General features: G+C 63.8%; 7 protein-coding genes. 1 reads left to right on the top strand and 6 read right to left on the bottom strand.

Annotated features, from left to right (window positions below; all coding sequences use genetic code 11):
* Positions 1-36: 36 nt before the first annotated feature.
* Entirely contained in the window at positions 37-768 is a 732-nt protein-coding gene (locus DOM36_RS13130; protein ID WP_075569503.1) for a response regulator, read from the bottom strand.
* A gap of 3 nt (positions 769-771) precedes the next feature.
* Complete coding sequence (locus DOM36_RS13125; protein WP_232823831.1) at positions 772-2,394, bottom strand: ATP-binding protein; 1,623 nt, start codon at positions 2,392-2,394, stop codon at positions 772-774.
* Between the two features lie 335 nt (positions 2,395-2,729).
* Between DOM36_RS13125 and DOM36_RS13120 the strand changes: the two genes are divergently transcribed.
* Complete coding sequence (locus tag DOM36_RS13120; RefSeq protein ID WP_110643345.1) at positions 2,730-4,043, top strand: 2-hydroxycarboxylate transporter family protein; 1,314 nt, start codon at positions 2,730-2,732, stop codon at positions 4,041-4,043.
* A gap of 103 nt (positions 4,044-4,146) precedes the next feature.
* Here the strand turns inward: DOM36_RS13120 and DOM36_RS13115 are convergent, their stop codons facing one another.
* The 4 genes from DOM36_RS13115 to smc all read right to left on the bottom strand — a co-directional run bounded on the left by DOM36_RS13115 (position 4,147) and on the right by smc (position 11,572).
* The gene (locus DOM36_RS13115) at positions 4,147-4,416 is read right to left on the bottom strand and encodes a YheU family protein (RefSeq protein WP_075569501.1); all 270 of its coding nucleotides are present in this window, start codon (positions 4,414-4,416) and stop codon (positions 4,147-4,149) included.
* Entirely contained in the window at positions 4,413-6,449 is a 2,037-nt protein-coding gene (ligA, locus tag DOM36_RS13110; RefSeq protein WP_110643344.1) for an NAD-dependent DNA ligase LigA, read from the bottom strand. The genes DOM36_RS13115 and ligA overlap by 4 nt, the downstream gene beginning before the upstream one ends.
* Before the next feature lie 153 nt (positions 6,450-6,602).
* On the bottom strand, positions 6,603-7,859 hold the full coding sequence (gene zipA, locus DOM36_RS13105) for a cell division protein ZipA (RefSeq protein WP_075569499.1): 1,257 nt from the start codon (positions 7,857-7,859) through the stop codon (positions 6,603-6,605).
* Between the two features lie 209 nt (positions 7,860-8,068).
* The gene (gene smc, locus DOM36_RS13100; RefSeq protein WP_110643343.1) at positions 8,069-11,572 is read right to left on the bottom strand and encodes a chromosome segregation protein SMC; all 3,504 of its coding nucleotides are present in this window, start codon (positions 11,570-11,572) and stop codon (positions 8,069-8,071) included.
* Between the last annotated feature and the right edge of the window lie 52 nt (positions 11,573-11,624).

The raw sequence follows: 11,624 nt of genomic DNA, 5'->3' as shown, positions 1-11,624 counted from the left end.
GTCCGATTTACCGACACAACCGATTCGACCGGACGCTCACGCGCCCGCGCTGCCGGTCTCCGCCAGTTGCGTCAGCGCGTCGCCATCGAGGCAGCGGTAGGTAAAGGAGGGGCGGCCGATCTGGCCGTAATGGAAGGACTCCTCGAGCACGCCGCGATCCACCAGATGCTTGAGATACTTGCGCACCGACACTCGCGACATGCCGGTATTTTCGCTCAACCCTTCGGTGGTGAAAGCCGCGCCTTCCTGCTCGGCGGCCGCTCTCGCCACCTGGGCCAGCGAATTGGCGGTCAGCCCCTTGGGCAGATCGCCGGGGCGGGCCGGCTGGCTGGCAGCCGCTTCGCGGCGAAACAGTGCATCCAGGTCGCGCTGGTGGGCGCGCGCCGGCAGCCGAGAAAGTCGGCGGTGGGTGTCCAGGCAACGGCTCAGAGCGTCCTTGAAACGCTCGAACTTGAACGGTTTGACCAGGTAGTCGCTGACACCCAGATGTTTGGCTTCACGCACGGTCTCCATTTCCGAGGCCGCGGTGATCAGCACGATCTGGATATCACGGGCCTGGCGGCGCAGATCACGCACCAGCGACAGGCCATTGTGTTCGCGCAGATAGACATCCAGCAGCAGCAGATCCACTGGCTCTTTTGCCAGCATGTCTCTCGCTGCCGGCAAATCCTCGCATTGCGCGACCAGGTCGATGCCGTCAATGCGATTGAGAAACTCCACATTGAGCCGCATCACCATCGGGTCGTCTTCTACCACCAGCACGCGCATCGTTCACGTCACTCCGTCGGTTACCTGCGTTACCGCCATCGCATAGGGTACTGTCACCTCGACCAGCGTGCCACGCCCCAGCGTCGAATAGAGCGCCAGCGATCCACCGAGCGACTCCACGTGCGCCTTGACCAGGGATAACCCGTAGCCTCGTCCCTCTCCCTTGGAGGAGAACCCCTGCTGCAGGACCTGCTGGCGCTGGTTCTCGGCCATCCCCTGACCGTTGTCCGAGACGTGCAGGGACAGCGCCCCGCCATCGACCCCCAGGGAGAGGCTGACCCGTGGCGCCTCGCGTCCGGCGACCGCTTCGAATGCGTTCTCCACCAGATTGCCAATGATTGACACCAGCAGGTGAAGAACCTCGCTCTCGTCAGGCGCAGGTATCTCGCTCTCCAGGTCGATCTCGAATTCCACCCGCCGCTCTCTGGCCTCGCTTCCCTTGGCCAGCAGGAAGCCGGCCAGGATCGGGTCTCGAACGCCGGCGATCCGCGCCGCCGCCGGGGCGATCAAGGTGTCGTCGAGCTCGCGCAGATAGCGCTCCAGGCGCCCCAGATCCCGCAGCTGGACCAGCCCCAGAATGACGTGCAGTCGATTCTTGAACTCATGGGTGGAAGCACGCAGCGCCTGGGCGTATCGGCTGACGCCGGTCAGTTCTTCCGCCAGCCGGTTCACCTCGCTGCGATCGCGCAGCGTCACCACGCTGCCGCCCGCGCCGCGTTCGCCGCGAATCGGTACACGGTTGACGATCAGTGCACGGCCGTTCAGCGTCAACCGACGATCAAGCGCGGGAACGCCGCTGTCGAACAGCTCCTTGAGCGTCGCGGTCGGAATCCCCGAGCCATCGTCCGCCGCCGAGGGATCCAGCAACTGACAGGCCGCGGGATTGACCAGCGTGACCTGGCCCCCGCCATCGACTGCCAATACCCCCTCGTGTAACGACGCCAGCATCGCCTGGCGCTCCCGGACCCACTGGGATATCTGGTGGGGTTCGAACCCCAGAAGGATGCGTTTGATATAGCGTGCCAGACACCAGGCACCCGAAGCGCCGACCAGCATCAGCAGCGCGATGCCGATCAACAGGCTCTGGCGTCGTTCGGCCAGCAGCAGGCCGACACGGGTCAGCGTGACACCGGTCGAGACCGCTCCGATGACCGTGCCCTGGGCATCGACCACAGGCGAAAAGCCGCGAATGCTGACGCCCAGCGTCCCTTCGGAGCGAGAGACGTAGGATTCACCCGCCAGTGCGGGATCTTCGTCGCCGCCGCGGAAATACCGCCCGACCTCGTCGGGATCGGGATGGGTCAGGCGTAGATGATCGAGATCCATGACCGTGATGAAATCCACCCCCAGGCGTTCGCGCAGTCGTTCGATCTCCTGGCGCAGCGGCGAGCGAGGGTCGTGGACGATGGGCCGGGCCGCCAACGCCGCCTTGACGTCCTCCCGGTCGGCCAGCACCGCCGCCAGCCCCATCACCCGTTCGCCCTGGGCCTCCTCGAGATTGGCGCGCAGCTGATAGTTGAACAGCAGCAGTGCGACACCCAGCGTCAGCACGATCATGCTGGCGACCAGAATCGATATCTGGGCACTCAGACGCAAGCGCCTCATGCCGCTTTTCCAGTTAGCCATGATGTCATTCCGACCTCGTCCTGTTGGCTGGAGTGTCGGACCCATCCGCGCCTGTTTGACTATCGTTTCGCCCATCGCCTCGCCCATCACCGATCCGCATCACTGCTCCCCGAGGTTCATGCCGGTACGACCGTGGATTTAGACCATGGTGGTATACCGCGCAATCCAGGTCTGTGCCGGGCGCGAACGCCCGTCTTTCAATAATTTAATAAGGCTTTAATAATTTCATAAAACTTGGTCGACGCGGTGAGGCCTCTATCCTCGGCTGCGTACCGCCCTACGGGGCACGAATATCGCCTAACGCCCTTTGGGCGAAAATCCTTGGGGAGCCAACCATGACTTCAACCGTGACGCAAACCGCGTCGTCCGATGCCGGACGCCGAGACAGCTGGCTATCGACGCCCATCTTCGGCATTCCGTTGCCCCTTTTCGCCATCGCTACGCTGGTTCTGATCGCTTCCATGGTGACCGACACGATCCCGACCGGCATGATCGGCGCGTTGCTGGTGATGATGATCCTTGGCGAACTCATGGGATTTATCGGTGATCGGCTACCGATCGTCAAAACCTATCTGGGAGGCGGCGCCATTCTCGCCATCTTCGGTGCCGCAGCACTAGTCTACGTTCAGTGGCTGCCGACCGGCGTCGTCGACAACGTGACCCAGTTCATGAAGGGCGGCGGCTTCCTCAACTTCTATATCGCCGCGCTGATCACCGGCAGCATCCTGGGGATGGATTCCAAGGTGCTGGTCAAGGTCGGTTCGCGCTACGCCTTGCCGCTGGTCTGCGCCGTGCTGTTCGCGGCCCTGTTCGCGATCGCCGTCGGCTGGATGATGGGTTTCTCGCCGCAGGATGCCGTCGTGGTCATCGCCCTGCCGATCATGGGCGGCGGCATGGGTGCCGGTGCCGTACCGATGAGCCAGATCTATGAGCAGCTGCTGGGTCAGCCGGCCAGCTACTATATCTCCATTCTGGTGCCCGCACTGGCGCTGGGTAACGTCTTCGCCATCATCATCGCCGGTCTGCTCAATGGCCTGGCCAATCGCATGCCGAGTCTGACCGGCAATGGCCAGATGATGCCGGGTGTGGAAATCGAAGAGCGCGAAAGCAAGCCGGATCTTTCCAAGCTGGGTATCGGCATCATCGCCGCACTCACCTTTTTCGTCGCCGGCGAGATCCTGGGCGGCTTCATTCCGCTGCATCCGTACGCGCTGATGATCATTCTGGTCGCCGTGCTCAAGATCGCCAACGTGGTACCGGAGTCGATCAACGATGCCGCGGCGCAATGGTTCCAGTTCGTCGCCAAGAACTGGACCTTCGCCCTGCTGTTCGGCATCGGGATCGCCTACACCGATCTCGGTCAGGTGATCGACGCGATCTCCATCACCTACGTGATGATCGTCTTCGCCGTCGTCGCCGGCGCAGCGTTCGGTGCCGGGCTGGTCGGCAAGCTGGTCGGCTTCTACCCGATCGAATCCGCGATCACCGCCGGACTGTGCATGGCCAACATGGGCGGAACGGGTGATGTCGCAGTACTCTCAGCCGCCAAGCGGATGCAGCTGATGCCGTTCGCGCAGATCTCGTCGCGTCTCGGTGGTGCATTGATCCTGCTGATATCCAGCATCGTGGTGCCGCTGTTCTTCACCTGATTTGTCAGCAATGGCCAGTCAGAATGCCGGGTCATGAAAACGGCGCCACGGNNCCGTGGCGCCGTTTTTCGTGTTCCGGATGACTCGGCGACGGCCGCTCCATTCAGCCTTCTTCCTCGTCGTCGGCAAGGTCACGGCCGAAGCCGCGCCACTGGGCCAGGGTCATGACTTCGGTGCTCTCGGTCTGCAGGTCGTGCACGATCAGCAGCTCGCTACGCTCCAGCTGGCGCTTGAGATCGCGCACCCAGTCATGCATGTCCGTCGCCACGTCGGTGGTGTCGTAGCCCTGCCGGGTCACGAAGGTCTCAAGCAGGGCATCCAGCGTTTCCGCGGGCAACATCCGATGCGGAATCTCGACGAAGCGTCCACTCATGTCTCCGCCTCCCATTGTGTCAGCCGCTCGATGAACGTCGCTTCGTCGATCACCTCGATGCCCAGCTCTTCGGCCTTGGCCAGCTTGCTACCGGCACCGGGCCCGGCGACGACGATCGCGGTCTTCTTCGACACGCTGCCGGCAACCTTGGCGCCGAGTGCCTGCAGGCGCTCCTTGCCTTCGTCGCGGGTCATGTTTTCCAGGCTACCGGTCAGTACCCAGGTTTGCCCTTCCAGCGGCTGAGGTCGGTCGCCGATGACTTCCTCTTCCCAGGTCACGCCGACCGCCAGCAGATCGTCCAGCGTCTCCTGGTTGTGCGTCTGGCGAAAGAAGGTATGAATATGGTGAGCCACCACGGGGCCGACATCGTCGACGGCCTTCAACGCTTCCAGCGATGCCTCTCGCAGCGTCTGCAGAGCGCCGAAGTGATGCGCCAGGCTCGCCGCGGTGGCTTCGCCCACTTCACGGATCCCGATGGCGTAGACGAAACGTGCCAGCGTCGTCCGTTTGGCCGCGTCGAGCGACTGGACCAGATTGTTCGCGGATTTCGCGGCCAGCCGCGGCAGTTCGGCGAGCCGTTCGGCTCTCAACCGAAACAGATCCGCCGGCGTCTTGACCCACTCACGCTCGACCAGCAGATCGATCAGCTTTTCGCCGAGGCCATCGATATCCAGGGCGCGCCGACTGGCAAAATGCTTCAACGCCTCCTTGCGCTGCGCCGGGCAGTAAAGACCGCCGGAACAGCGGGCGGCGACCTCGCCTTCGAGCCGCTCGATCTGCGAACCGCAGACCGGACATGCGGTGGGCATCTCGATGGCACGAGTGTCTTTCGGGCGCTGCGCCTCGACGATCCCCACGATCTGGGGAATGACGTCGCCGGCGCGGCGCACGATCACGGTGTCGCCAATGCGCACGTTAAGCCGTTCGACCTCGTCCATGTTGTGCAACGTGGCATTGGATACCGTCACCCCGGCAACCTGAACCGGTTCCAGTTTGGCCACCGGCGTCAGCGTACCGACACGACCAACCTGAAAGGCCACGTCGTTGAGCGTCGTGGTCTGCTCCTGGGCCGGATATTTGTAGGCGATGGCCCAACGCGGCGCGCGGGAGACGAAACCCAGTTCGCGCTGATCGCGCAGGCTGTCGACTTTCAATACGGCGCCGTCGATATCGTAGTCCAGCGCGTCGCGACGCTCGCCCAGGTTATGGCAGAACGCGACGACGCCGTCCACGCCCTCGACGACGTCGAGCAGCGGACTGGTGCGAAAGCCCAGTTCGCGCAGCCGCTTCAGATAATCCGAATGCGACTTCGCATCGTCATCGCCTTCGAGCCGGGCGACCTGATAGGCGCAGAATTCCAGCGGCCGCCTGGCGGCGATCGAGGAATCCAGCTGGCGCAGGCTGCCGGCAGCGGCATTGCGTGGATTGGCGAAGACCTTGTCGCCATTCTCGCGCGCGCGCTCATTCATCGCCTCGAAGCCCGAGTGGCGCATGTAGACTTCTCCACGCACCTCGATCAGCGACGGCACTGACTGGCCGCGCAGCTTGAGAGGAATGGAGTGGAGGGTGCGCAGATTGAGCGTAACGTCTTCACCGGTGCGTCCGTCGCCCCGCGTCGCGCCCTGAACCAGCTGCCCGTTTTCGTAGACCAGTGACACCGCGAGTCCATCGAGCTTGGGCTCACAGCAGAAACGAAGCGTCTGTGCATCGCTCTCGAGCTTGTCGGCCACCCGTTTGACGAACGCCGCGAGCTCCTCTTCGCTGAAAGCGTTGTCGAGCGACAGCATGGGCACGACGTGAGTCACCTCGAGAAAGCGCTCGGCGGGACGCGCGCCGACCCGCTGGGTCGGTGAATCCGGCGTTACCAGCTCGGGATGATCGTTCTCCAGTGACTGCAGCTCGCGCAATAAGCTGTCGTACTCGACATCCGGAATCTGCGGCTGGTCTTCGACGTAATAGTGGTAGTTGGCATCGTCCAGCTGCTGGCGCAACGCACCGGCCCGCTCTCGGACCGCTTGGGGGATCTGGCTCATGACACTCGATTCGGTCGCCGCACAAAGTGTGCCCGCATTGTAGCGGAAGCCGGGCGTGACTGCCGCAGCGCGGGGATATCCAAAGACCGGAAACGGCGACGGGGCCCGAAGGGCCCCGTCGTCACGTCCAGCTCGGCTCAGGCCGTTGCCAACTCAGTTGGCCTGATAGCGATGCAACCGATGGCGACGCTCGAACTCCTGCACGCGCTGACGGGCAAACTCGATCGTCTGGGCGGTCATCACGCTGTGATTTTCGTCCTTGAGCTCCCCACCGAGGTTGCGTACCAGCACCATCGCGGTCTCCAGCATCGCTTCGAAGGCGGCCGCCGTATCGTTGGCACCAGGCAGCGGCATCAGGAAGGTCACGCCCGGCGTCACGATCTCCTCCATGCTGTCGAGATCGAACACCCCCGGCTTGACCACGTTGACCATCGAGAACTGCAGCTCGCTGTCCTCGGCTTCGGTCTCGTAGCGGTGGAAGATCCCCATCTCGCTGAACCGCAGACCGCACGCCAGCATCAAGTTGAGCAGATCGGCACCGTCGAAACCATCCTCGGTTCTGGCCAGCACGCTGATGACGATGATCTCGTCGGAATGTGCCAGCGTCTCGCGGGCGCGTGCGGCACTGACGTGGTGACGTTTGGCCCGTTCCACCGCCGGATGCTGGGTGACGACATCATGGCGCGATGAGGCATCGAGATCGGTAGCCGGCTGCCCTTCCCATTTCGGCTCGGCGCGGCGATCCGACCGAATCGATTCCGGCTGATCGGCCACGTTCGTCTCCTCGACGTCCTGCCGGCCACCGTTTGCGACGGCATCACCATCCTTCGGCACCAGGGTGGTGATCTGCAGACGGCTGGCGGGCTCGGCTGACATCCCCTCTTCGGACGCCAGCCGCGGCTCGAGATGACGCTCCGCCTTCTGCGCCCGCGCGTCCTCCGCTTCACGCCTGGCATCGTCGCGCCTGTGGCTCAGACGGTGTGCCGAATCACTGACACGCTTGGCACCGGCACGAACCGCACTCTTCACATTGTTCGTCACGTTGTGCTGCATGTCGGCGAACGACGAGCGCGTGCCACGATCGAGAATGCTGCTTTGCAGCTCCTCTTTCGGAATCCGCTCCTGACGCTTGGGCTCGGAAGGCCTGACCGGCTCCGCACCGTTACCGCTACGTTCGAACGTCGCCGCACGGACGACACGTGCCCCTCCATTGGGCAATTCCCAGTTGACCTCGGCCTCGCGGGCCGCCTGTTCCGGATCCGCCTCGGATCCGTCGTCAGTTCCACTCTCTCCGATCGCCTGATCTAGGCGCGGAACCCGACGTTGGCGCTGAAGGCGGCGGAAGCCATCGACCACGATGGTCGCCACCAAAACCAGCCCCAGGATGATCAGCCACTCTCTTAGTTCCATGGGTCGTCTTGCCTGTTCGCGGTGCCACTATGCTGGAAGAGGACAACATGCTCACGGCATGTTGGCCCTAGCATAGCGTGATTTGTCAAAAATGGGCTACTTTTTTTCTTTGTCAAGTGAAGTTTTGCCCATCAGCAATCACCCTTCAATTCCATCCCATGTGCGACATCCTATTACGTCCATAGCCAGTTTGGCTATTTTCGACAACATCAGGACGCCTCTGCCATCGATGCCGCTTCCTCCACACCGACGGATACCAGACGGGATACGCCCGGCTCCTGCATGGTCACGCCCATCAATCGTTCGGCAGCTTCCATCGCAATTTTGTTATGGGTGATGAAGATGAACTGGACGCTCTCGGACATTTCCTTGACCAGCTTCGCATAGCGTCCGACATTCGCGTCGTCGAGTGGCGCATCGACTTCATCGAGCATGCAAAAAGGGGCCGGATTGAGCTGGAAGATAGCAAACACCAAAGACAGTGCCGTCAGCGCTTTTTCACCCCCTGACAGCAAATGAATGGTGCTGTTTTTCTTGCCAGGGGGGCGTGCCATGATTGCCACGCCCGTCTCCAGCAAATCCTCCCCCGTGAGCGTCAACCACGCGGCCCCACCGCCGAAGACTCGTGGAAAAAGTGCCATCAGGCCCTGGTTCACTTGTTCGAAAGTCTGCTTGAAACGGGATCGTGTCTCTTGATCGATGCGCTTGATTGCCCGTTCCAGCGTGTCGATCGCCTCGCTGAGCTCGGCATGCTGGGCTTCAAGATAGTCGCGTCGTTCGGCCTGCTGCTCGTACTCCTCGATCGCCGCCAGGTTGATGGCACCGAGCCGCCGGATGCGCTCGCCGGTCTCTTCCAGGCGGGTCTGCCAGGCGGATTCGGTGGCATCGGGATCGAGATGTTGCTGTAGCTCGCGGGCGTCCTGCTGCTGCTCCGCCAGCGCCTCCTGCTGAGCATCGGCCTTGAGCGTCAACGCCTGCACCTGCATTCTGGCTTCCTGCAGCCGCTGACGAAGCCCTTCCAGCTGGCGTTCATGCTGCTGGCGATCGATCTCGGTCTGACGCAGCGTTTCGCCAATCTGATTGGCGCGATCCCGACAGCGATTGAGCGCGGTTTCCTGCTGCGATCGCGTTTCGAGCAGCTGTGCCAGGCGCTCGCGTTGATCGTCGTCGGGCTCGTGGAGTGTCTCGCGTTGCTCTCGCAGCAGCTCGCAACGCTCCTCGAGCCGAGAGAGCTGTTCCCGGCTGCGCTCGGCCTGCTGCTGAAGCTCGCCGCGCTGGGCCTCCAGACGCTGACGTTCGAGCGCCAGCTGCTGCTGGGTCTGGCGCGCCTGCTGCTGCTGCTGGCGCAGTCCGGTCAACCGTGCCTGACTCTGCTCGCGGGACGCTTGTCGCGAGTCGCGCTCGGCGCTGTTGGCCTCGATCTGATCGAGCGCCTGCTGCCAGCGCTCCCTGGCACTTTCGAGCTCCAACGCCTGGGAAGCCTGCCGCTCCTGGCCCTGCGCCTGCTCGGTGTCGAACTCCCGCAGTCGCGAGGCCACATGCTCGACCCGACTTTCCAGGGTAGCGAGTCGGGTCGCTTGCATCTGGCGCTGTTCGGCGAGCTCACGCTCCTCCTGCCGCAGGGTTTCCAGCGCCGCCTCGTTGGCGTGGGTCTCGGTCTGCCAGCGGGCGATCTGCGCTTCGCGCTCGGCCAGCGAGGCGTCGAGTGTCGCCAGTTCCTCGAGCAGCACGTCGCGACGCTGACGCTGCAGCAAGACGCTATCCGCGTTGGCGTCGTCCCGCCCCAGACGCCTGGCCCAACCGTGGCCCAGCCACAGGCCATCCTTGGTGATCACGCTGTGGCCTTCGGAAAGCTCGGCCGCCCTCTGCCAGGCCGTTGCCGAATCGTCGACGCAGTGGATCGTCGACAGCAACAGCGTCAGCGCGCCGGCACCGTCGACTTTCGCGCCCAACGACTGCGCCGGTGCGGCGCCTGCTGCCTGACCCGACACCACCGGCAGCTCGCCGCGAGTCAGCGATTCCAGCGGCGCACGGGCAGCTTCAGGGTCCGCCAGACGCGCCTTGAGCCAGGGCGAGAGCACCCAGGCAACGGTACGCTCCCAGCCCTCCGCTACGGCGAGACCCTCGGCAACCCGCGGCGCGTCAGCCAGCGGGTGATCATCGAGATGCTCGGCCAGACTGGCGTCGTCATCGCTCAGCGCCGCCTCGATCAGGGCCTCGAGCGAGGCAATCTCTCCCTGGCAACGATGCTGACGCTCGCGTTCGCTATCCCGGGATGCCTGAACGTCGGCCTGCCCCTCCCGGGCACGCTGACGCGACTGATGACGCTCCTCGCGGCGAATCTCCAGCGTCTGCTGTCGCTCGTCCAATACCGCCAAGGCTTCCTGCAGCGCCTCCCTTTCCACGTCGAGGTCACCGACGTCGGGCAGCTCCGCCCGCTGCTGCCGACGGCGCTCGAGCTCGCGGGCCCACTCCTCGAGCTGGCGTTCGAGGCGCTGGATCGTCTCCTGTTCGCGTTCGGCGCGGTGGCGTGCGTCCCGGTCCCGTTCGTTGAACGCCTCCCACTGCTGCTGGCGCTCATGGGCTGCCGCCTCGGCCTCCTCGAGCTGAGCCTCCAATGTCAGCAATGCCTCGTCTGCAATCTCGGCATCGGGCAGCAGCGTCTCGAGTCGGGCCTCCAGTTGCGCACGACGCGCGGCGTCCTGCTCGACCAGCTGTGCCAGCGAATCCCGCTCGCGCTGGGCACCGTCGAGATCACCGGCCAACTGCTGCGCCCGCTGGCGGGCATGTTCGAGCGATTGCTCCAGCCGGGCGATATCGGCACCGGTCTGGTAGAACGCGGCCTGATGCGTTTCCAGCTCCGCGGCCACGGCATCGCGCATCTCCCGACCTTCCTCCAGGCGCGTTTCACACTGTCGCTGCCCAAGAATCTCGCGTTCGACCTGGATCTCGCAGTCGCGCACGCGGGCTTCCTCGTCGCGCTGCTGGCTGCGCAGCGCCCGCTCGCGCAGGACCGCCAGCTCGCCCCGCAGGCGATGCTCCTCCTGTTTCAGCGTGCGATAGCGTTTGGCCGCTTCGGCCTGGCGCTTGAGGCGTTCGAGCTGCTTGTCGAGTTCCTCGCGAATATCGTCGAGACGCTCGAGGTTCTCCTGGGTACGCCGCAGCCGGTTCTCGGTCTCCCGGCGGCGCTCCTTGTACTTGGAGATTCCCGCCGCCTCTTCCAGCGTATTGCGAAGCTCTTCCGGACGCGCCTCGACGAGCCGGGAAATCATGCCCTGGCCGATGATCGCGTAAGAGCGTGGCCCCAGGCCGGTGCCCAGGAAAATGTCGGCGATATCGCGGCGGCGACATTTCTGGCCGTTGAGGAAGTAGGTGGACTGCGCTTCGCGGGTGACCTGGCGCTTCACTGCGATCTCGTTGTAACCGGCGTAGGCGCCGCCGAGATCACCGTCGCGATTGTCGAAAATCAGTTCGACGGAGGCCAGGCCGATGGGGGATCGACCGGTGGAGCCGTTGAAGATGACATCGGTCATCGACTCGCCGCGCAGTGTCTTGGCGGAGGATTCGCCCATCACCCAGCGCACGGCGTCGATGACGTTGGACTTGCCGCAACCGTTGGGTCCGACGATGGCGGTCATGTTGCCGTCGAACGGTACCGTGACCGGATCGACGAACGACTTGAAGCCGGCCAGCTTGATGGACTTGAGGCGCATGCAGTAAATGGAGCTCCCGGACCCGATGTCACAGCGGCGAAATGCCCGTCTT

The sequence above is a fragment of the Salinicola sp. CPA57 genome (genome assembly GCF_003206035.1).
In the GTDB taxonomy this organism is placed as follows: domain Bacteria; phylum Pseudomonadota; class Gammaproteobacteria; order Pseudomonadales; family Halomonadaceae; genus Salinicola; species Salinicola socius.
The sequence above is the reverse complement of the archived record's forward strand: the minus strand, read 5'-3'. Positions and strand labels throughout refer to the sequence as shown.